The organism is Thiorhodospira sibirica ATCC 700588 (assembly GCF_000227725.2).
In the GTDB taxonomy this organism is placed as follows: Bacteria; Pseudomonadota; Gammaproteobacteria; order Ectothiorhodospirales; family Ectothiorhodospiraceae; genus Thiorhodospira; species Thiorhodospira sibirica.
Map to the genome: position 1 here is coordinate 2,117,790 of NZ_MU255056.1, position 22,094 is coordinate 2,139,883.

Here is a 22,094-nt window from a genome sequence, read left to right on the forward strand (position 1 = left end):
TGATGCACACATGGCCTCCGGGTGGGACACAGGCCAGTCTGGCGCAATGGCTGGCGTGGCAGGAAGCCCTGCATCCCCAAAAAATTGATCTCAGCCTTGAGCGCATCCGCTGTGTAGCCGAGCGGATGGCGCTGCTGAGCGCGCCTTACCCGATTATCACGGTGGCCGGTACCAACGGCAAAGGCTCTACGGTGGCTTTGCTGGATGCCATTTATCGTGCAGCCGGGTGGCGGGTGGGGCTGTATACCTCGCCGCATTTGCTACGCTATAACGAGCGGGTGCGCCTGAACGGGATACCCGTGAGTGATGCGCAGCTGTGCGAGGCCTTTATCGCGATCAATACCGCCCGTCAGGAGATCAGCCTGAGTTATTTTGAGTTTGCCACCTTGGCGGCTTTGTGGATTTTTCAGCGGGCGGGGCTGGATGTTGTCGTCCTTGAAGTGGGGCTGGGCGGGCGGCTGGATGCGGTGAATCTGCTGGATGCCGATGTGGCGGTATTGACGACGGTGGCATTGGATCATGAGCATTTTCTCGGGCGTGGACGCGAGGCGATTGGCCGGGAGAAGGCGGGCATTTTTCGCCCGCTGCGCCCAGTGGTCTGTGGAGAAGCTGACCCGCCCGCCAGTGTGCTGGCTTGGGCGGATGCATTAAAGGCGCCGCTATATCTGCGGCAGCGTGATTTTCACGCGCAGCCCTTGGCGGATGGGCGCTGGATATTTCACGGTCCGCAGGGTGAGCGGGGGCCATTGCCCCGACCCGCGCTGCGGGGAACCTTTCAATATGCCAATGCGGCAGCCAGCGTGATGGCGGTGGAGCTGTTACAGGCACGTTTGCCGGTAGGGGCAGCGGCGCTGGCGCAGGGACTTGCACAGGTGACACTGGCTGGGCGCTTTGAGCGGCTGCGTGGTGATCCTGAGGTGATCATTGATGTTGCCCATAATCCCCAGGCCGCCGAGGCGCTGGCCGGGCTGTTGCGTGAATATCCCGGTCGTGGGCGAACCCTGGCGGTCATGGCGATGATGGCCGACAAAGACATCGACGGGGTATTGCACGCCCTGCATCCGTTTATGGATGCCTGGTATCTGGGCGATTTAACCCTTGAACGGGCGCTACCCGCGCAGCAATTTGCGCAATATCTGGGCGCGGCCGGTGTGACGGATATTTATTGTCATAATACGCTCCTCAAAGCCTATCAGCAGGCCCTAAGCGATGCCCGACCAGCGGATCGCATTGTGGTCACCGGCTCATTTTATACGGTGGCCGAGATTCTTGCTGCTGCGCCTGATGGCGCCCGGCAGACGCCAATCCAGACTTGAAACGACACAATATTGATGAGGATGTCGAGCATAGGCCGCGTGAAGAACGCATAACCGGTGCAATGGGTCATGCTGAATAGCACTATGATCAGATTTTCAACCCAGCTAGGGGAGCAAAAAACAGTTCTTGATTTTTTCTTCATTGTTTATAAGAATTCTCTATTGTAGATAGGTTATCTACAAGCGCGAAGGTTTCGCGTTCCCTGGTCGGGGTCGAAGTCGAATCGCAAAGTTGTTCTCTGTTCAGGATGAACGCCGAGGCCACTTTTATGGCGCAAGCTGGGTTTCGACGGCTGAAACCGCCCATGTTGCCGGTGTTGACCGGCCATTCGGTTGGGACTGCTCAACCAGGACTCCAGTTGCTCGCCCGCAAGGGTGTTATCAACGGAGAGCGAAGTGCCTAAAAATCGCATAAGCAACTTTGTTTAGGTTTTTAGGAGCAGCAGCCTTATGAAGCGCAGGATTGTCCGCACTGCTGGAGAGCAACCCGATGGCACGCCGCGTAACATGCGCGGTGTTTTCCTGGCGCGCCTGGTTCTGTTGTGTATCGCCCTGTGTACCGCACTGCCGGCCCTGGCTTTGGACAGCGTGACCCTGCAACTGAAATGGCGCCATCAGTTTCAGTTCGCCGGCTACTACATGGCGTTGGAAAAGGGCTATTACCAAGATGCGGGGTTGGATGTCCGCCTGCTTGAGGCCGACGCGCACACCGATCCCGTCGCCGAGGTGATCTCCGGGGCGGCGCAGTTCGGCATCACCAGCAGCGAACTGCTGCTGGCGCGACAGACGCAGCCGGTTGTCGCCCTCGCCCCGATTTATCAGCACTCGCCGTTCGAGCTGCTGGCCCGCGCCGATCGTGCGAGCAATCTGCACGAACTGGTCGGACAGCCGATCATGCTGGAGGCCGGCTCGGCCGAGATCCTGGCCCTGTTCCTGCGGGAAGGCGTCGATCTCGATCAATTGAAGATCTTGCCCCACAGCCAGGGCATCAATGCGCTGCTACGCAACGAGGTGGCGGCGATCTCGGCCTATTCCACCACCGAACCTTTTTTGCTGCGCCAGGCGGGTCTGGCCTACAACGAATTCTCGGCGCGTGCAGGCGGCATCGATTTCTATGGCGACATCCTCTTTACCAGCGCGTCTGAGCTGAAAGCCAACCCCAAGCGAACCCGCGCTTTTCTCGCCGCCAGCCTGGCAGGTTGGCAATACGCCATGGCGCACATCGATGAAAGCATCGATCTCATCATGGCGAAGTACAACACCCAAGACTACAGCCGTGAGTATTATCGCTTCGAGGCCGAGGAAAGTCTGCGCCTGATGCGGCCGGATCTGGTGCAAATCGGGCATGTTAACCCCGGTCGCTGGCGCCACATCGCCGATACCTATGCCGCGCTGGGCATGCTGCCTGAGCAGTTCCCCTTGGATGGGTTTCTCTACGAGGCGGTCACCCATCGCCTCGATCCGCGCTTGATCGCCGCGTTGGCCCTGGCCGTCGCCGTGGCGCTGACATTGGCCCTGCTCAGTTGGCGCGTGCAGAGCCTGAATCGGCGCCTGCGCGGGGAGATCGCGCAGCGCGAGCGGCTCAATCAAGAACTTGCCGAGAGCGAGGCATTGCACCGCCTGCTCACCGAGAACAGCGGCGATGTCATCTGGATGCTCGACCTGGCCAGTCAGCGGTTCGACTATGTCAGTCCCTCGGTTGAGCGCCTGCGGGGCTTTACTGCCGAGGAGGTGATCGCGCAACCCATGGAAGATGCCCTCACGCCGCCATCGGCGCAGAAGGTCACGGCCCTTATTGGCGAGACCGTCGAGCGCCTGTTGGCAGGCGATACCGAGGCGGTCTATGTCACCACCGAGGTCGATCAACCCCATCGCGACGGTCGCATCGTGCCGACGGAAGTGGCGACAACCTATCTGCTCGACCCGGCCGGTCAGCCGGTCAAACTTCTCGGCATCACGCGCGACATCTCCGAACGCAAGGCGCTGGAGTCTGAGTTGCGTACCCGCCTGGCCGCTATCGAGGCGGCGGCCGATGCAATCATCATCACCGACACCCAGGGTTACCTGCTCTACGTCAATCCCGCCTTCACCGAGCAAACCGGCTACGATCCGACTGCAGTGAAAGGGCGGCATACCCGGATGCTTAACAGCGGCAAACACCCCAAGGCGTTTTATGCGCAACTCTGGCAGACCGTGCTGGCCGGTCGGATTTGGCGCGGCGAGCTGATCAATCGGCGCAAAAATGGCGAGTATTACGAGGAGGAAATGACCATCTCGCCCGTCAAGAACGAGCACGGCGCCATCGAGTATTTCGTCGCCGTCAAGCGCGACATCAGCGGGCAGCGAGCACTGGAGCGCGCCCTGCAGGCCGCGAACCAGGAACTGCAACAAAACCTCGACAAAATCAGTCGCCTGCAGGAGATTCTTGCCGAACAAGCGATTCGCGACCCGCTGACCGGCGTTTATAACCGGCGTTATCTCGACGAGACCTTGCCACGCGAATTCGCCCGCGCCGAGCGCGAGGGCTATGGCCTGGCCATCGCCATGGTCGATGTTGACTTCTTCAAGCGGATCAACGACACCTGGGGGCACCCGGCCGGCGATGAGATGCTCAAAACACTGGCCGAGTGCCTGCGCCTGGGTGTTCGCGAGGGCGATATCGTTTGTCGTTATGGCGGCGAGGAATTCCTGCTGTTGCTGCCGCGTATGACTGCGGAGATCGCATGCGCACGCGCCGAGCGCATCCGCCAGGATTTCGCCGCCCTCGAACTGGCATGGGGCGAAGTCCGCATCCAGGCAACGCTGTCGATTGGGCTGGCGACTTTCCCCGACCATGCCCAAACCGCCAACGCCTTGATCGAGCAAGCCGACGCGGCGCTGTATCGTGCTAAGCGCACGGGACGCAACCGAAGCGAGATCGCATCGCCTGTCGCAGCGAACGCGAATGGATCGGATATAATGCCCGCAATTCACAACTAGCAGGCTGCCGGGCTTACCGGCCTTGAGATGAGATCATTCCTGCATCGCCATGATCCTGTACCGACGATGAGCCACTTTCGCCCGATGGATCGTCATACTGCCCAAGCGGGTGCTTGGCGCTCCCAACACCAAGCCCGGAGCATTCACCAAATCATATGACCATTCACTACACTGATTTAAGGGATTTTATCGCCCTGCTGGAGACGCGCGGCGAGCTCAAGCGCATTGCTGTACCAGTTTCGCCGGTACTGGAGATGACCGAAATCTGTGACCGCGTGTTGCGCGCCCAAGGCCCGGCGGTGCTGTTCACTCAGCCTAGCGGCCATGACATCCCGGTTTTGAGCAATCTCTTTGGTACGCCACAACGGGTGGCGCTGGGTATGGGGGAAAGCTCTGTGGCGGCGCTGCGGGAGGTGGGTCAATGGCTGGCCTATCTCAAACAGCCCGATCCCCCCAAGGGACTCAAAGCCGCCTGGGAGTCTTTGCCGATTTTTAAAAAAGTGCTGGATATGGCACCGCGCAAGATTCAGGATGCCCCCTGTCAGGAGCGGGTGATTGAAGGGGCAGAGGTGGATTTATACCGTCTGCCGGTGCAAACCTGCTGGCCGGAGGATGCCGGGCCGTTGATCACCTGGGGCATGGTGATCACCAAAGGCCCGCAGCAGACGCGCCAGAATATGGGGATTTATCGCCAGCAGCTGATCGGTCGCAATCGACTGATCATGCGCTGGTTATCGCATCGCGGCGGGGCGCTGGATTTTCGCGCCTGGTCACAGGCCCATCCCGGTCAACCCTTTCCGCTGGCGGTCGCACTGGGTGCCGATCCGGCCACCATGCTGGCCGCCGTTACCCCGATTCCCGACACCCTTTCAGAACATGCCTTTGCTGGCCTGTTACGCGGTGCCCGCACAGAACTGACCCGTTGCCTTGGCGCGAATGTGGATTTATGGGTGCCGGCCCGCGCCGAAATTATCCTCGAAGGCGCCATCTATCCCAATGATCTCGCCCCCGAAGGCCCGTTTGGCGATCACACGGGTTATTACAACGAGGTCGAAGCGTTTCCGGTATTTACTGTGGAACGCATCACCCACCGCACTCAGCCGATCTATCACAGCACCTACACCGGCCGCCCCCCGGATGAACCGGCGATTCTGGGCGTCGCGTTGAATGAAGTCTTTGTGCCGATCCTGCAAAAGCAATTCCCTGAAATCACCGATTTTTATCTGCCACCAGAGGGCTGTTCGTATCGCCTTGCGGTGGTCAGCATCCAGAAACAATACCCCGGTCATGCCAAGCGGGTGATGCTCGGTGTCTGGTCGTTTCTACGGCAATTCATGTATACCAAATGGGTGATTGTCACCGATGATGATATCAACGTGCGCGACTGGCAGGATGTAATCTGGGCCATGACCACGCGCATGGACCCGGCGCGCGATACCCTCACCCTGGAACACACCCCCATTGATTATCTGGATTTTGCTTCACCTGTTTCGGGACTTGGCTCTAAAATGGGCTTTGATGCCACCCATAAATGGCCGGGCGAAACCCAGCGCGAATGGGGCCGACCGATTGTTATGAGCGCGGCGGTCAAACAACGGGTGGATGCGCTCTGGGAGCAGCTCGGCCTGTGAGCGCGAACCCCTACTTAACGCAGCACGACACGCGAGAACAGAACATGAGCACAACACCGCAGACCGTGGTGGTCCTGGGGGCCAGCCCCAAAGCCGAACGCTTTTCCTACAAAGCCATCATGTCGCTTAAGACACACGGGCATCAGGTGATACCCATTCACCCGTTGATCCCCGAGATCGAAGGCATCCCGGTTATCAGCGCCCTGGATGGCGTGGTCGAGCCGGTAGATACCCTGACCGTCTACGTCGGACCACAGCGCAGCGCCGAATTGATCCCCGAAATCATCGCCCTGGGGCCCAAGCGCGTCATTCTCAACCCCGGCACCGAATCGCCGGAACTGGAAGGCGCCCTCAACGCCGCCGGGATTGCCTGGCTACACGACTGCACCCTGGTCATGCTCGACGAAGGGCGTTTCTGATGCTTGGCGACAGCGCAACAACCGACATCTCCCAGGTCATTCAACTGGTGGTTGCGCCGGTGTTTTTGCTGCTGGGGATTGGGTCTTTTGTGAATGCCTTTGCCCATCGCCTCGGGCGCATCATGGACCGCGCCCGCGTCGTGGACGCCCTGCTACAAAACCCGCCCGCCCACAGCACCCGCGCACAACTGCTCTATGAACTCTCCCTGCTGCGCAAGCGTGTCAGCCTCACCTATCTGGGCATTGCCCTGGCCACCATCTCCGCCCTGCTGGTGTGCTTTCTGATCGTCTTTGCCTTTGCCGATCACTTTTTCAGTCTGGATTTTCCCGAAGTCATTGGCGCTTTATTCATCACCGCCATGCTCGCCTTGATCGTCGCCTTAGGCAGCTTCCTGCGCGAGGTTTTCTGGGCCGTCAAAAGTTTCCGCCTGCAACGCGACACTCCCAATGAACGCACCGGGCCATAGCTCCGCACAGCGGAGCGCACGGCACACCTCGGCAAACGCAAGATGTGTTCGCTACCGTCACTTGGCGCGCATGGCGCCCTGGCTTTAAAAATTTGGAATTGCTGTCAGAAAACATAAAAAAATACATGGAAAAGGTATTTTAAGCGGGTTTTTTTGGTCTATACTCGTTACAGCACTTCCTGACGAGGCGCATAATTTTTTGCGCAATTTTATGAAAACGAATGGCTTTACGCTGGTTGAGCTGATGGTGACCGTTGCGGTTGCCGCAATTCTACTGACCGTCGCAATTCCTGGCTTTGATGCCTTGATGCAAGAGCAGCGCGCCGCGACGCAAAGCAATCATCTCCTAACGGCCCTCAATCTCGCCCGCAGCGAAGCAGTAAAACGCGGCGCCCGGGTGTCAGCCTGCCCATCAAGCAACGGCACTGCCTGCTCTGGCAGTGACTGGACGGTCGGCTGGATGGTATACACCGACACCGCGACCACCGATACCACATCCACCGTAGGCGAGGTGTTGCGTGTATGGTCGGCGCCACGCGGCATTGAAACACTCAGCGGCGCAAGCCATGTGCGCTATCGCGGCAGCGGCGAGTTGCTTAATGCTGATCCTGTTAACCTGACACTCAAACCCAAAGGCTGTAGCGGGCAGCGGGCGCGCAACATCCGTATCGGTTTAACCGGTCAGGCTGGCGTTCAAGGCAAGCAAAGCTGCTAGCCCAATCTCTTTGATGGGAGAATATCCCGATGAATCCCCACCGCATATCATCACAACAGGGTGTGACGCTGATAGAGGTCTTGATTGCCCTGCTGGTGCTGTCCATTGGCCTGTTAGGGCTGGCCGGTCTGCAAGCGGTTTCCCTGCAGCACAATCACAACGCCCATCTGCGCTCACAGGCTACGAATCTATCCTATGACATCCTCGACCGGATGCGGGCAAATCGCACAAATGCCCTGCAAGGGGCCTATACCAGCGCAGCACTGGATACGACGATCAGCTGCAATCCCACGCTGGCCCCCACGGGTAATCTCGCAGCGCGTGATCTTGCACAATGGCGTAATCAAGTAGCCTGTCAGTTAGCAGAAGGTGCCGGGGCCATCTCAGCGATCAACAACGGCACAGTGACCATCACGCTGTGTTGGCGCGAGCGCGTCCCCGAGGCCGCAGAAGATGATGATGAAGACAGCGCAAACGGTATCCCGGACTTATGTCTTGATGCCGGCCTGATGGGATTTAGCTACACCGCCCGTTTGTAGGACGTACTGCGATCAACAGCCCGCTGGAGGGTTGAGCGATGAGAACCACCTACCCATTGATGTTGCCACGACAGCATCTCAGTCTAAGCCGAACATACCCCGGCAAGCGGCCCGCCGTCGCGTATCTCCCCGCGCCGCATGGCTTTTCCCTGGTCGAGCTAATGATCGCCATGCTCATCGGCCTGATTCTAACCGCCGGGATGATTCAGATTTTTACCGGCAGCAGCCAGACCTATCGCTACATCGAAAGCCTTTCGCGGGTGCAGGAAAATGGCCGCTTTGCGCTCAATACCCTGCGATATGACCTGCGTCAGGCGGGGTTTCGGGGCGGCTGCCAAGTTCCTGTTAACAATTTATTGAACGAAGCTCACGGCAGTTATGATCCTGATCTATTTGATCTAAATAATGCCATACGGGGTTGGAATAACGAACAGGGCGATGCCCCCAGTGACTATCATGCTGGAACGGACGTGATTGTCATCAAACATGCCGCCAATATCACCGGGCTTGTCGCTTCGGGCAATACTCCCGCCAATGCAGCCAACATCAACCTAACGACGGCAAGCGGCATTCTCCAGGGAACCATTGTTGTGGTCGGTGATATCCAGTCTTGCGATATGTTCCAAAACACGGCAAACCAAAATGCTACAAACCTGAATCGTGGCTCGGGGGCAGGCGGTGCATCCCCCGGAAACAAAAATCCAGGACACTTTGATTTCAGTAAAAGCTATGCCGGTGATCTGCAGATTTTTACCTTCACTAGCTACCTGTATTACATCGGCAATGGTGTCAATGGTCAGCCTGCCTTGCGCCGGGTACGTTACGACCGGGGCTTCACGATAACGCCGCCAAATGACGAAATCATCGAAGGCGTGCGAGACATGCAAATCACCTATCTACAGGGTGACACCTATGTCACGGCCAATAATGTCACGAACTGGGGCAATGTCAGCGCCGTGCGCGTCAGTCTCTTGCTGCAAAGCGAGCGGGCCAATCTGGTGGATGCGCCGATGACCCTGCCCTATAACGACGCCGCCTTCACCGCACCCGACCGACGTTTCTATCAAGTCTTTACCACCACCGTCGCGCTGCGCAACCGCCTGCCTTAAGCGCCGCTCACAGGAGAACCACCATGCTCCGTCACCCCCCACACCACCCGCAACGCGGCATCGCCTTAGTGATCGCCCTGATTTTTTTATTGCTGATGACCATGATCGGCGTCAGCGCCATCCAGGGCACCACCATGCAGGAACGCATGGCCGGTAACATGCAAGACCGCAACACCGCCTTTCAAGGTGCCGAAGCCGCCTTGCGCGCTGGCGAGGCTTGGCTGGATACCCCAGGAAATACAGGGATTCAGAATCGTGCGGCGGCGCAGGCACATAACGCCTTGGCTGACCTGGCTAACAACTGGTACACCAGCCCCGAGCCATCTACCGGTCAGCCGGGTACGATGGCCGGTCTTGCAGCCGCGCCGCTGTTTAACGTCAGTCGTCCGTTTTTTATCCGTCCCTGGGAAGCGATGGATTTAAGCCAGCCGGAATGTGAACGTATTTACCCAGTGACAACCCATTCTGTCGGCAGTACAGCTGCCGCAGCGGTTAGTTTGCGTTCCTTTTATGATCCGCGCCTATCTGGGCGAGTGACGTGCCCTAATCTCTTTAATTAGTGCTTTATCGCGTATAGCCATTATTTATCTGCTCCGTTGAAGGAGAATGTTATGTTATCCCCCGATCCGCACCCGATCCGCCGCTATAGTTTACTAACCATCCTGCTGAGTTTTTTGCTCACCGTAATGATTGGGAATGCAACAGCACAAGCATCGGTTAATATTGCCCATGCCCCGCTTTCTGTCAGCGTCAGTGTGAATCCGAATATCATGTTTATTATTGATGACTCAGGGAGTATGGATTCTGAGGTGCTATTACCCACGAATGATGGTGCCTTATGGTGGCGCACGGGCAGTCATCAAAGTTTTGTTGGCTTAGATGGCAACAATAACGCCGCTTCTGGCATATTAAATTTTAATCGCGATGGCAATGCTACTGCTGACTGGAAGAAATATACATATTTATTTCCCAATGGAACAGGAGCGGGCAATCGTGTTTATAGTGATAGCAACCATGATCACTTTGCCATTCCACCGATTGCGCCGCATGCCTATTTTCGTAGTGCTGATTACAACGGCATGTATTACGATCCTTCAATAACCTATGATCCATGGATCTCGCAAGGGAGCCATACCTTCGGGAATGTAACGCCGAATGCAGCACCTTCCGATCCGACGAAAGGTTCAGCAACCTTCAACTTAACCGTTGATCAAACAGATACAAGAAACCACTGGCGATTTCGTACACAAAATGGCATGATTATTCCACAGGGAACACGATATCATAAAGACAGCAGCTGGCATACCGCGTCAAATGATATGACATGGACTGCGGAAGAAAATATTGGCATCCAGTATTATCCGGCGACCTATTATCAAAAAATAACTTCAGGAAGCTATTCAGTCAGCAATGGTAGTAGCACTATCGCCGGTGATTGTGCCAACCCTGATCCTGCTCATTATCTGATCTTTAAAAATTACCCTAGCAATCTTTCGAGTAGCTCAGATGTGGATGCGCTAGCCTATGATGGTGGCTGTTTAAAGCGCTATGAAATCAAAGAGGGCAATACGTTTCCGAGCGGGCGAAGCTATGCTGATGAAATGCAAAACTTTGCCAACTGGTTTACCTATTATCGCAAGCGTCACAGCGCTACACGGGCTGCAATTGGAATTGCATTTGAGGATTTAAGCAGTCTACGTGTCGGCGCTTTCACGATCAATAACCGCTCACTACAAGGTATGTGGAATTATGATAATTCCACCGATCGTGCATCGCTATTTAATTACCTTTATGGGCTAGGTGGTAACAGCGGCGGTACACCGAATCGTGAAGCGCTGCATTATGCAGGACAGCAGTTCGATACAAATACTTCGATTATTCAATATCGTTGCCAAAAAAATTTCGCATTATTGTTTACCGATGGCTATTCCAATGTTTGGACAGGCTCCAATGTTGGCAATGCGGATGGTGGGATGGGCGTGCCCTTTGAGGATGCACATAGCAACACCATTGCCGACATTGCTATGCGCTATTACAAACAACCACTGCGCTCAGCAGCCTTTCCACAGGGCCAGGTACCAGTACCCACCGGCTGTAATGTTGCTAATCCTCCTGCTCATCTAAACTGTAACCGTGATTTGCATATGGTGACGTTTGGCATCACCCTCGGTGCACAGGGGCATATATTCGGCGTTACGCATCACAGTATTGCCGACGCACATGAGAATCCCCCCGCTTGGCAAAATCCAACCACGCAAAGAAATCCAGTACAGGTCGATGATTTGTATCATGCCGCAATCAATAGTCGCGGTGATTTTTTTAGTGCATCCAATCCACAAATGCTAACCGCTTCACTCTCGGCAGCTTTAACCGATATTATTGCGCGTGCCAGCAGCTCCTCTAGTTCGGCAGCTGCTAGTTCTGCGGTACTGCAAAGTGATACCCTGATTTATACCGCCGGTTTTCGTAGCGAAGACTGGTCGGGAACATTCACCGCCCGGCGCATTAACGCGGATGGCAGTGTCAGTAACGTCAGCTGTGCTGAGTGTTGGGATGCAGAAGTCAAATTGGCTGCGCATAATCCAGTCTCACGCAACATCTTTACCCGTGCCGTCGGCACATCTAGCAGCGGCAGCGGGGGCGGGGTAAGTCTGACCTGGAGCAGTCTGCATACCAATCAACGGGCTGCATTAAACCACACCCCAGAAAATACCTCGGATAGCCTGGGGGAAGCGCGGTTGAACTGGCTGCGGGGTACGCGGGGTACGGAACACAGCAGTCTGCGCTCTCGCACGGAAACGGGTAATAAACGTCTGCTTGGTGACATTATTCATTCCGATCCGCAATATAAAAATGGCGTGCTGTATGTCGGTGCCAACGATGGTATGTTGCATGCCTTCGATGCCACCAGCGGCGAAGAATTATTTGCCTATATCCCCAGCGAGTTATTACTCCCCGAGCCTGGCCGGGATCATGCGCCACTCACCCGTTTGATGTCTCCGGATTACACCCATCGCTACTTTATGGATGGCACACCCGCCATTGCCGAGGTCACACTCAGCGGTGCAGCAAAAACCGTCCTGGTCAGCAGCATGGGGGCCGGGGGGCGCAGTCTGTTTGCACTGGATGTCAGCTCACCCGAAAGTTTTTCCGCCAGCAATGTGCTTTGGGAGTTTCGTGACCCCGATTTAGGCTACCGCAGCGGCACCCCGGCAGTGGTGCGTATGAATGATGGCACCTGGGCCGTGGTGACAGGGAATGGTTATAACAGCGACAGCGGCAAAGCCTTCTTGTTTGTCATCAATCTGGCAACCGGTGCGCTGATTAAAAAAATCCCCACCAACGATGCCACAGCGAACGGCTTGGCAACCCCCTTTGTCACCGATTGGCCCGAGCGCAATCTGCGGGCGCAGCGCATCTATGCCGGCGATCTTCTGGGCAATCTGTGGGCTTTTGACGTATCCGGTAATGCCAATCAGTGGGATAACCAGAACCGTCGCCGCATTTTATTTACGGCAACCGATGCCGCTGGCAATCCACAGCCCATCACCTCAAGACCCTATGGCGCACGGACTTCTGACTCCGAGGCCATGATTGTACTGGGGACCGGCAGTTATTTCAGAACCCAGGATGCCAACGATAATCAGGTGCAAAGCCTGTACGGCATCGTCGATCACGCCAGCGTACCCAATGATTTCACGTCTGTAGCGCGTGCTGACTTGCTGGAGCAGAAAATCATCGCGCAGCGGGTAGTAGATGGTAAAACCTTACGCGTAGTGTCTGATTACGAAATTGGGGAAGATGATAAAGGCTGGTTCATTGATTTAAATAAAGAAATGGGCGAGCGTGTTATCGCTGGGCCAAGAACCTTGGGACGTAAAGAACAGCGCGTACGCTTTAGCACCATCATCCCGGATGAAGACCCCTGCGGTACTGGCTTAAGAGGCTTTTTAATGGACATCGGCCTGTTAACTGGCGGACGCACCGAAACGCCGGTCTTTGATCTGGATAGAGATGGCGACTTTGATGAGGACGATATGCGAACGTTTACTACCGATGACGGCGAAACCATCACCGTACCACCCAGCGGTCTGGAACTGGGTAGCGGCGGTGGAGCGCCGCTGGTCATTGACGTGCGCGATGAAACCACAGAAGACACCCAACTGATCTGCGATGGTCAGGGAAATTGCGAAATTGGCCGCCCCGGCGATGATCGCAACCCCGGCCGCCAATCCTGGCAGCAACTGCGTTAGTAGCGGTACCCCGTGACGTGGCGGCGGCTTCCAGCCGTCGCTTGTGGTGGCGACACCTTCTAGGTGTCGCTTTGTGCGGCATCAAGATGATGCGCCATGGCGCGGCCAAAACTCTCCCCCTGCCAAGGGGGAGTCCCGCCGCAGGCGGGGAGGGGGTCTTGTGTTAAGTCTTTTATAACCACCCCGCCCCTACGGGGCACCCCTTCTTAAAAAGGAGGGGAGTTTTTGATGTGGCGGCACCCTGGGAGCGCGTAGCACCAGCTACGCACCGGGGGAACGGAGCTCCAGCTCCGTTTAGAAAAACAGGGAGAGCTTTATTTAAGGGAGAGCTGGAGCTCTCCCACCCCCGGTGCGGAGCTGGTGCTCCGCGCTCCCAGGTTTTTTAACGCAGATACCCGCTAATCCTTCGCAATAACTCCGGAAACTGCACGGCGTAGTACAGCGGTTGGTTGCACTGGTTTCTGCCATAGCACAAGCCTTCGCCGACTAACTGCTTGACCCGTTTTAAACCGCGTGGGGTTTCGCGGCGGATGTCTTGTAACCAGCCTAAACGCACCAAGGCGCGGTTGACCACTTGCACGCTGTGGCGTTGCTGGTGCAAAGACAGTAAGGCGCTTAAGGTGAATAGATCCCGTCCGCTGGGTTGGGTTTGGGGCGGTGGCGGCGGTGGATGCAGGTCTTGGGGGGTTATTCCGAGTTCGGCCAGGGTGTGTTCAATCCACTGGCGTTTGCTGAGAGCATCCAACGGCAGGTGAGTGAGGTACAGATTCACGGCGGTGAGGCGGATATACGCGCGGAGGAGGTCGGCGGGGAGGGGGTCTGCGGTCGGGCTGTGATAGGCGCCGGTCTGGCGGATGGTGGGGAGGACTTCTTCTGTGACCCAATCCTGAAAGCGTTCAGCGCTGGGGAGTTTGGAGCGAAGGATCAGGCGGTAAACGTCTGATTCGGGGATGAGCTTGGTTTGATAGTCTAAATTAAGTGCTTGATTTGTATAGGGGCGTTGATTTGACGCCCCTATATCATTCAAGGACTTAGCGTATTTGCAGTGATGTCTTATTGCTTGTGTCGTATCGGTATATCCAAGCACCAGTGCAACATCTTTGGCGACAAACCACGCAACGCCATCCGTGATGACGACACGCACGTTAAAAAGCTCAAAACGGAAGGGAATCAGGGAAACATCGAAAGATTTCATGGTGTGATCAACTCCATACATGTTCGCATGAACCTGGCCCGAAAAGGGCGCAGGCGACTGTATGGGTTGACCTACCAGTCGTTAGTCTGGCGCGTCCGAAGACGCCCGCACACAGCCGCCCGCATGGAGCGAGTCGCAGAAAGACAGACACAGACACAAAAAAACCGCAGACGCGGCAGTATCTGCTAACGATCTAGGGAGGTCAATCCCGTGCGGCTGTGTGACAGCCGCCGGATAACTTTACGCCCGCCGCTGGCATAAAACAAGCCCTGTGGCGTTTGCAGTGGCGACACCTTCCAGGTGTCGCTTTCTTTTTGCGGCATCAAGATGATGCCGCCACGGTGCGGGTGCGGCAAAGATGCTGCTGCGTGAACACAGCCGGCTTTTTATACTAAACCGTGAAAACACCGGTTGTTTCCGCCTGAATTTCGCGTTATGTTTGATCTTCAGGTAACCGGGATTAAGGAACGGACTGTGTTGAAAAAACTTCATGCACTGCTGAAAAAGGGGTCTGATCGCGATGTCGGTTTAGTGATCTCAGATCGTGCGCTCGCCTTGGTGCAGCGTGAACGTATGCGTATGACCGGACGCTATGGTGTAGTCTTTGCCGAGCAGTGTGACTGCACAACACCCGCGCAGCAAAAAAGCATATTGCAAAACTGGGTCAACAGCCACAGTCTGCGCAAAGCGCCGGTCAATTTAATCCTCCCGCAGCGTGCCTTTGATCTGGTGCAGCTGGAGCGTCCCGATGTCCTGGACACAGAACTTAATGCCGCCATCCGCTGGCGACTCAAAGATTCGGTGGATTATCCCGTCTCTGAAGCCATTGTCGATACCTTTCCCGTGCCTGCCGGGCGACAAAGCGGTAATGCGCGTGTCTATGTCAGCTGCGCCCCGCAAACCCGCCTGAAAACGTATGTCAACCTGATAGAGGAAAGCGGCATGAGCGTGCGCAGTATCAGCATTGCGCCGCTGGCCATGCGTAATCTTGCACAATACAGCCTCAATACCCAGGAAGCGGTTGGCTTTGTACATATCACCGCTGACGATGCCGCTTTGTATATCTGCCGAGGCGAGCTCTTTTATCTATCCCGTGTTCTCAATATTTCACAGGTACAACTTGCAACCGATGACCTCAGCGAACGCGAAGCCTTAAGCGAACAACTGGCCCTTGAAATCCAACGCACCCTGGATTATTACGACAGCTATTTTGGCCATTCCCCCATTCGCCAGCTCTGGTTTGAATCCTCACCGCAAGCCGCCAACTGGCTGGCCGAGCAGATTGGCACAATCCTGGGCTTACGCTGTGCCTGGCTCAAACAGCTGGGCGACGATCTTCACGGCGTAGTCAACTGGGGTGATCTACTGCCCCTGGCCCTCGGTGGCCTCATGGACACGGAGTGAAATTTCATGCAGCGACAGCACGTTAATTTATACCAAGAGGCATTATACGAGCGCACCCTGTGGCTTTCCGCGCAACAGATGCTGGTGATCTTCATCATCACACTCGCCCTGGCCACAGTGCTGGCATACTGGCAACACTATCGCCTTACTCAGCTGACTCGCATACACAGCGAAACCGCCGCCCAGGTCGCCCAGCAACAAAACGCTATCGAGGCGTTGCAGGCACGGATTTCCCGCGACCCCGACCCACGCCTGCAACGCGAGGTCAATCGCATGCAAAGCGAACGACAACATCTGCAAGCCCTGCAAAATGTCGCTTTTGAACCCTTTGAGCAAATCCCCCTGGCGCAATTTTTACGCGGCATCGCCAGACAACGCCCTGAAGGTTTATGGCTGACCCGGATCTACATCAGCGAATCCGGGCAGGATGTTATCCTTGAGGGGCGTACCCTGGATGCCGAATTACTGCCCGCCTTCATTACGGCGCTCGGGCTGGAACAGGTATTTTTCGGCATGGCCTTTCGTGAAGTCCGACTCGCCGATAATACCCGTGAGACAAATCATGCCCGCGCAACCCACACCACACCGGGCATCACATTTCGCCTGATGGCCGGCTGTGAACACAACCGTTGCGGGAGCGCGCCGTCAACTACCCCGCCCTAAAGGGCGGAGCTTGCCTGCCTGCCGCGACGCAGACAGGTGAAAACAAGCTGGGTTGACCAGCCTAAGCCCTGTTAAAGGGGCTACGTGTACAACAGGTCGTCAAGACTCACCGGCGGATGCTTCCTCAGTCTGCCGCTCTGAAAGGTCAGGATTATGCTGACGCAAGGTAAAACGTCGAAGGTCTTGATCGCCGCTGTCAAGCGGGAGCCGGTTGTACACATTGGCGAGGGGAGCGACGATGCCGCGAGGCGTTGTCCGTCACCAGGCCCTTACGGGCAGAGCCTCACGGCCCGGCAGGTGGAAGGCCTGCACCTAACTATTTCCGGCGGCTGCGAGCGCGTAGCCGCTATCCCTCCCCGGTCTTGTGATAGGCACGGGGTCTCTCGCAGAGGAACTGATGATCAAAGCCCTCAAGACACAACTTAACCCCTGGTTTGAGCGGGTCAATGCCCGCAGCCTGCGGGAGCGCGTGTTAATCCTGGCGGTGGTTTTAGGACTTTTGCTGTTTATCGTCGACACCTATATCTGGTTGCCCAACCGCAATGCCATCACCGCACAAAAACAGGCTATCCAGCGCTTAACCATTGAAAGTACTCGCCTTCAGGCCCGTTACGAAAGCCTCGAACGCGAGGCCGCTTACGACCCCAATACTGGCCTGCGTGAGCGCATTGCACAACTTGAACCGGAAATCGCAGGTATTCGCGAGGCGCTGAGCAAACACGTTGCCCAGCTCATCTCACCCACACAGATGAACACCGTCTTGCGGGCGCTGGTCGGCACCAACGAAGGTTTGCAGCTTATCTCCCTGCAAAGCCTGCCCCCGGCAGAAATCATCCTTGGCCCATCAGATCCCGCAGAGACACAACACCCCCCCGAACATGCCCTGCGGGTATACCGTCGCGGTGTCGATCTGGAATTGCAGGGCAGCTATCATGCCCTGATTGCCTATCTGGACATGCTGGCGGATCTGCCCTGGGTCCTAGGCTGGGACTGGCTGAATGTAGCGGGGGATGACTACCCCGTCGGGACCTTTCGCCTGCGTCTTTACACCTTAAGCATTGATCAGGAGTGGTTGCGTGTATAAGCCCCATACACGGCCATGGCACATGTGTGCATGGCTGCTAGGATTCATCTTGACCGGCCAGCCATACGCTGTCGCCGCTGACCGGGACATGAGCTTCACCGACCCCCTGCGCCCCGCTGATTGGCAAGGGACATCCCAGGGCATCAACCGAGGGCAATTACAGGTGCAAGCCATCATCGCCAGCAAAAGCGGCGCACTGGCTGTCATCAACGGACGCACCCTGCTGACCGGAGACCGCATCGGCAACCTGACCGTCACCAACATCGCCGAAGGTCAAGTACACCTGCAGGCAGACAGTGGCGAATCCCTGGCATTACAGCCCAACACACTGGCCTATCCGCCCATCGCTCGCCCATAATGTCGCCATGACTCCACACACCCACATCACCGCGCCCACCCAGGGCGAAGGTCTACGCCAAAAAATCCGGCTGGGCGATCTGCTCGTTGATAATCACATCATCAGCAAAAGCCAGCTGGACAAAGCCCTCGCCACCCAAAAACAAAGCGGCACTCGCTTGGGTCGCACCCTGATTGATCTGGGATATATTGATGAAAAAGGCTTGCTGGATTTCCTCTCCCAGCAATTGCGCATTCCCTATGTAGACCTGCGTTACTTTCAGCTGCGCCCCGCGATTGTCAAGCGTCTGCCTGAAACCCTGGCCCGGCGCTTTCGGGCCATTGTGCTTGAACAACAGCCCGAGCAGATGCTGCTGGGCTTTGCAGACCCCACCGATTTAACGGCTCAGGACGAAATCAGTCGCATCCTCAAAGCCCCCGTTGGCGTTGCCATCGTGCGCGAAAGCGACCTGCTCGCGGCCTTTGACACCATTTATCGGCGCACCGAGGAAATTAGCTCCATTGCTGAGGAACTCGGCGAAGAACTGGCCGCCAGTGATTTTGACCTGGCCCAGCTCGCCCTTGATGTTGATATCGCAGATGCCCCGGTGGTGCGTCTGCTGCAATCCTTACTGGAAGATGCCGTACAGATCAAAGCCTCCGACATTCACATCGAACCCGACGAAAATGTCCTGCGACTGCGCCTGCGCATTGATGGCGTACTGCAAGAACAGGTCATGAAAGAAAAGCGCATTGCCGCCTCCCTGGTTTCACGCCTGAAACTCATGGCCGGTTTAAACATCACCGAACGGCGCTTGCCCCAGGACGGACGCTTCAACATCCGCGTACACAATCGCGCCATTGACGTGCGCCTGTCCACGATGCCCACGCTGTATGGCGAATCCGTGGTCATGCGTCTGCTCGATCAGTCACACGGCGTCCTCGACCTGGAACAGGTCGGCATGAGCGCCGAGGTTCTCAGCCGATTTCGCCGCGCCATCCACAAACCTCATGGCATGGTGCTCGTCACCGGCCCCACCGGCAGCGGCAAAACGACCACCCTGTACGGCGCTCTGGGCGAGCTTAATTTACCAGGGCGCAAAATCATCACCATCGAAGATCCGGTAGAATATCGCCTCTCCCGCATCAACCAGGTCCAGGTCAACCCGCGCATCAACCTCACCTTTGCCAGTGTCCTGCGCACCGCACTGCGCCAGGACCCTGATGTCATCCTGGTCGGCGAAATCCGCGACCAGGACACCGCAGAAATCGCCCTGCGCGCCGCCATGACAGGCCATCTGGTATTAGCCACCCTGCACACCAACGACGCCATCAGCACCGCCAACCGTCTGATGGACATGGGAGCTCCTGGCTACCTTGTCGCCACCTCACTGGAAGCCGTCTTAGCCCAGCGTCTGGTGCGCAAAGTCTGCCCCTACTGTGCCAAACCCTACGCACCCGATACGCGAGAACAAATCTGGCTTGACAGCTTCCCCGAGCTTGATCTGCAACAGGCCAAGCTGCAAAAAGGAGAAGGCTGCATGCAATGCAATAACACCGGCTATCGTGGCCGCATCGGCATCTTTGAATTTCTTGACATCGACAAAGCCCTCGCCGAAACCCTGCGCCGCAATGACAGCAGCGCGTTTTATCACACCGCCCAGCAAAAAACCGGCTTCAAAACCCTGGCACAAAGCGCCCTGGAACTCGTCGCCAACGGCACTACCACCATCGAAGAAGCCCTGCGCATTGCTGGCGAGGCCGAACTCGACCTGCCCCGCCCGGCTATCACCGCCACAACACCCATGCCGCAAGCATCCCCCAGTCTCAGCCCTGGGGACACCACCATCGCCTCACCTAAAACCACATAGAAAACCACATGGCCCACTTTTCCTACCGCGCCAAAACCTCGGACGGACGCACCCTCAACGGCGAACTCAACGCAGACTCTGCCGAGGCCGCCGCCGAACAACTCGACGCCAACAATCTCATCCCGCTACAGATTGAACGCCTCAGCCGGGCGCAACACCCGTCTGGCAATGCCAGTCTGGCCGCGCTACTGCCCAAACCCAAAGTCACCCTCAATGACCTGATCCTGTTCAGTCGCCAGATGTACAGCGTCACCAAAGCCGGCATCCCCCTGATTCAAGGACTGGAACGCCTGGCCGAATCGACCCCCAACCCAACCCTTGCTGGCGTCTTGCGCGACATCAGCCGCGACCTGGAAAGCGGCCGCGATGTCACCAGCAGCTTTGCGCGCCACCCAAAGGTATTCAACAGCCTCTACATCAGCCTGCTGCGCGTTGGCGAAATGACCGGCCAGCTTGAAAAATCCTTTGAAAGCATGCACAACTACCTTAGCCGCGACCGCGACACCATCAACAAAATCAAAACCGCAACCCGCTACCCCCTGTTTGTGGTTGTCGCTATCGGCATCGCCATCGCCATTCTCACCATCGTCGTCATCCCCGCCTTTGCACAACTCTTCAGCAGTGCCAACATGGAACTGCCCCTCCCGACTCGCATCATCCTCGGTGTCTCCGCCTTCGCCGTCCAATGGTGGCAACACATCCTCGTCGGCCTCATCGCTGCCGGATTTGCCTTTAAATACTGGACCAACACCGCCAGCGGCCGCCTGCGCTGGGATCGCAGCATACTAAGCATCCCCCGCATCGGCAACATTCTGCTGCGCGCCACCCTCGCACGCTTCACCCGCGCCTTTGGCATCGCCCTCAAAGCCGGCGTACCCATCACCCAGGCACTCGCCGGCGTTGCCCCGACCACCGGTAACACCTTCATCACCCAAAAAATCAACACCATGCAAACCGGTATTGAACGGGGCGAATCCGTCCTGCGAACCGCCGCCGCCACCGGCGCCTTCACCCCTATCATCTTGCAAATGATCGCCGTTGGTGAAGAAACTGGACAACTTGACGACATGATGATGGAAGTGGCCGACTTTTATGACCGTGAGGTCGCCTATGACATTGATAACCTCTCCAGCATCATCGAACCTATCCTCACCGTTGCCGTTGGCATCATGGTCTTGATCCTCGCCCTGGGCGTATTCCTGCCCATGTGGGACATGACCCAGCTCGCCTCACGTTGAACTGCGAATGAAACGACTTCTCTCACGCCCCGCCCGGCGCCTGTTTGAATGGGGCATCGCCGCCCTGCTCATCGCCACCCTCATCAGCCTGAGCCTGTACTACATTCGCCAGCTGGAACGCGAAGTGCGCCTGCTCCTGATCGACAGCCTGGAACGCAGCCTCTCGGTACAACTGTTCATCACCCACCAACAGATCGCCAAACAGGGCCAACTCGCCAACCCGCACTACACCTGGCAAGTCAATAAAGACACCTACATCACCACCCGCTACGGCTACCCGGCAACCAACAGCCCCCACAACCTCGCCGCCCTCTTTGAACCCCTGTCCGAAAAATGGACATTTGACACCACCCCCTACGGCATCCACGCCTACCTCGACCAACGCCCCACCTGCGGCCTACACTACCAAGCCCCAGAAAGTCCCGGCACCTCACCCAGCCTCAGCATCTACACCGACGGCTGCTAACCCCCGCGAGGCCTGCGGCCTCGATGCGTAGCTGGTGCTACGCGCCCCCAGGGGATAAAATCCCCCCATGCGCACGGATTCTCTGTTTTATCGGCTGTTTCTGCAAAACCCCGCCTTTGCCTTGCAGCTGCTGGGGCTGTCTGATTCAGGGGCGGGGTATCGCTTTACCTCGGTCGAGGTCAAGCAGACCAGTTCCTGGGAGCGCGTAGCACCAGCTACGCACCGAGGCCGCAGGCCTCGCGGGGGTTTATGCGCAGCGGGTGCTGCGCGGTCCCAGGAAGCGCCTTTTTGCAAGGCCACGCTGGCCCGTCTATAGGTTCACCCTGACCCGTCTGTAGGGTCAGGGATGACCTAAAAGTAGGGTCAACCCTAACCCACTAACGGGCTGACAGAACGGATGCGCATAAAC

The 22,094-nt window shown here is 56.9% G+C and carries 20 protein-coding genes; 18 read left to right on the plus strand and 2 right to left on the minus strand.

What is annotated here, in order from left to right; genetic code table 11:
- Positions 1 to 2 precede the first annotated feature (2 nt).
- The 10 genes from folC (at position 3) to THISIDRAFT_RS09975 (ending at position 13,428) form a co-directional block, all read left to right on the plus strand.
- Positions 3 to 1,316 carry a bifunctional tetrahydrofolate synthase/dihydrofolate synthase gene (gene folC / locus THISIDRAFT_RS09930; protein WP_006788245.1) on the plus strand — a complete coding sequence of 438 codons (1,314 nt, stop codon included), beginning with the start codon at positions 3 to 5 and terminating at the stop codon, positions 1,314 to 1,316.
- Positions 1,317 to 1,766: 450 nt separating this feature from the next.
- Complete coding sequence (locus THISIDRAFT_RS09935; RefSeq protein WP_006788246.1) at positions 1,767 to 4,295, plus strand: diguanylate cyclase; 2,529 nt, start codon at positions 1,767 to 1,769, stop codon at positions 4,293 to 4,295.
- A gap of 161 nt (positions 4,296 to 4,456) precedes the next feature.
- The gene (ubiD, locus tag THISIDRAFT_RS09940; RefSeq protein WP_040852925.1) at positions 4,457 to 5,926 is read left to right on the plus strand and encodes a 4-hydroxy-3-polyprenylbenzoate decarboxylase; all 1,470 of its coding nucleotides are present in this window, start codon (positions 4,457 to 4,459) and stop codon (positions 5,924 to 5,926) included.
- A 44-nt stretch (positions 5,927 to 5,970) separates the two neighbouring features.
- Positions 5,971 to 6,345 (plus strand): CoA-binding protein, encoded by a 375-nt coding sequence (locus tag THISIDRAFT_RS09945; RefSeq protein ID WP_006788248.1) that lies wholly within the window; start codon positions 5,971 to 5,973, stop codon positions 6,343 to 6,345.
- Entirely contained in the window at positions 6,345 to 6,812 is a 468-nt protein-coding gene (locus THISIDRAFT_RS09950; RefSeq protein ID WP_006788249.1) for a DUF2721 domain-containing protein, read from the plus strand. Before THISIDRAFT_RS09945 ends, THISIDRAFT_RS09950 begins: the two co-directional genes overlap by 1 nt.
- 211 nt (positions 6,813 to 7,023) lie before the next feature.
- Positions 7,024 to 7,527 carry a GspH/FimT family pseudopilin gene (locus THISIDRAFT_RS09955; RefSeq protein WP_006788250.1) on the plus strand — a complete coding sequence of 168 codons (504 nt, stop codon included), beginning with the start codon at positions 7,024 to 7,026 and terminating at the stop codon, positions 7,525 to 7,527.
- 29 nt (positions 7,528 to 7,556) lie between these two features.
- On the plus strand, positions 7,557 to 8,066 hold the full coding sequence (gene pilV, locus THISIDRAFT_RS09960; RefSeq protein WP_006788251.1) for a type IV pilus modification protein PilV: 510 nt from the start codon (positions 7,557 to 7,559) through the stop codon (positions 8,064 to 8,066).
- A 59-nt stretch (positions 8,067 to 8,125) separates the two neighbouring features.
- Positions 8,126 to 9,175, plus strand: coding sequence for a PilW family protein (locus THISIDRAFT_RS09965; RefSeq protein ID WP_139064073.1), 1,050 nt, complete (start codon positions 8,126 to 8,128; stop codon positions 9,173 to 9,175).
- Between the two features lie 23 nt (positions 9,176 to 9,198).
- Positions 9,199 to 9,735: a pilus assembly PilX family protein gene (locus THISIDRAFT_RS09970; RefSeq protein ID WP_006788253.1), complete on the plus strand. Its 537-nt coding sequence runs from the start codon at positions 9,199 to 9,201 to the stop codon at positions 9,733 to 9,735.
- Between the two features lie 51 nt (positions 9,736 to 9,786).
- Complete coding sequence (locus THISIDRAFT_RS09975) at positions 9,787 to 13,428, plus strand: pilus assembly protein (protein WP_006788254.1); 3,642 nt, start codon at positions 9,787 to 9,789, stop codon at positions 13,426 to 13,428.
- Between the two features lie 382 nt (positions 13,429 to 13,810).
- On the opposite strand, the gene THISIDRAFT_RS09980 is transcribed toward THISIDRAFT_RS09975, so the two are convergent.
- Both THISIDRAFT_RS09980 and THISIDRAFT_RS09985 read right to left on the minus strand, forming a co-directional pair.
- The gene (locus THISIDRAFT_RS09980; RefSeq protein WP_006788255.1) at positions 13,811 to 14,623 is read right to left on the minus strand and encodes a BRO-N domain-containing protein; all 813 of its coding nucleotides are present in this window, start codon (positions 14,621 to 14,623) and stop codon (positions 13,811 to 13,813) included.
- A 185-nt stretch (positions 14,624 to 14,808) separates the two neighbouring features.
- Positions 14,809 to 14,946 (minus strand): hypothetical protein, encoded by a 138-nt coding sequence (locus tag THISIDRAFT_RS09985; RefSeq protein WP_159098534.1) that lies wholly within the window; start codon positions 14,944 to 14,946, stop codon positions 14,809 to 14,811.
- A 154-nt stretch (positions 14,947 to 15,100) separates the two neighbouring features.
- Between THISIDRAFT_RS09985 and THISIDRAFT_RS09990 the strand changes: the two genes are divergently transcribed.
- From THISIDRAFT_RS09990 to THISIDRAFT_RS10025, 8 genes are all read left to right on the plus strand, one after another.
- Positions 15,101 to 16,027, plus strand: coding sequence for a type IV pilus biogenesis protein PilM (locus THISIDRAFT_RS09990; RefSeq protein ID WP_159098535.1), 927 nt, complete (start codon positions 15,101 to 15,103; stop codon positions 16,025 to 16,027).
- A gap of 6 nt (positions 16,028 to 16,033) precedes the next feature.
- Positions 16,034 to 16,690: a PilN domain-containing protein gene (locus tag THISIDRAFT_RS09995; protein WP_006788257.1), complete on the plus strand. Its 657-nt coding sequence runs from the start codon at positions 16,034 to 16,036 to the stop codon at positions 16,688 to 16,690.
- 397 nt (positions 16,691 to 17,087) lie between these two features.
- Positions 17,088 to 17,774, plus strand: a complete 687-nt coding sequence (locus tag THISIDRAFT_RS10000; protein ID WP_006788258.1) for a hypothetical protein — start codon at positions 17,088 to 17,090, stop codon at positions 17,772 to 17,774.
- 88 nt (positions 17,775 to 17,862) lie between these two features.
- Positions 17,863 to 18,132, plus strand: coding sequence for a hypothetical protein (locus tag THISIDRAFT_RS10005; protein ID WP_040852922.1), 270 nt, complete (start codon positions 17,863 to 17,865; stop codon positions 18,130 to 18,132).
- A gap of 7 nt (positions 18,133 to 18,139) precedes the next feature.
- Positions 18,140 to 19,981, plus strand: a complete 1,842-nt coding sequence (locus tag THISIDRAFT_RS10010) for a GspE/PulE family protein (RefSeq protein WP_006788260.1) — start codon at positions 18,140 to 18,142, stop codon at positions 19,979 to 19,981.
- A gap of 8 nt (positions 19,982 to 19,989) precedes the next feature.
- A complete protein-coding gene (locus tag THISIDRAFT_RS10015; RefSeq protein WP_006788261.1) occupies positions 19,990 to 21,219 on the plus strand; it encodes a type II secretion system F family protein in 1,230 nt (409 codons plus the stop codon).
- 7 nt (positions 21,220 to 21,226) lie between these two features.
- Entirely contained in the window at positions 21,227 to 21,685 is a 459-nt protein-coding gene (locus THISIDRAFT_RS10020) for a hypothetical protein (RefSeq protein WP_006788262.1), read from the plus strand.
- A 67-nt stretch (positions 21,686 to 21,752) separates the two neighbouring features.
- On the plus strand, positions 21,753 to 22,001 hold the full coding sequence (locus THISIDRAFT_RS10025; protein ID WP_221913996.1) for a DUF2887 domain-containing protein: 249 nt from the start codon (positions 21,753 to 21,755) through the stop codon (positions 21,999 to 22,001).
- The last annotated feature ends 93 nt before the right edge of the window (positions 22,002 to 22,094 follow it).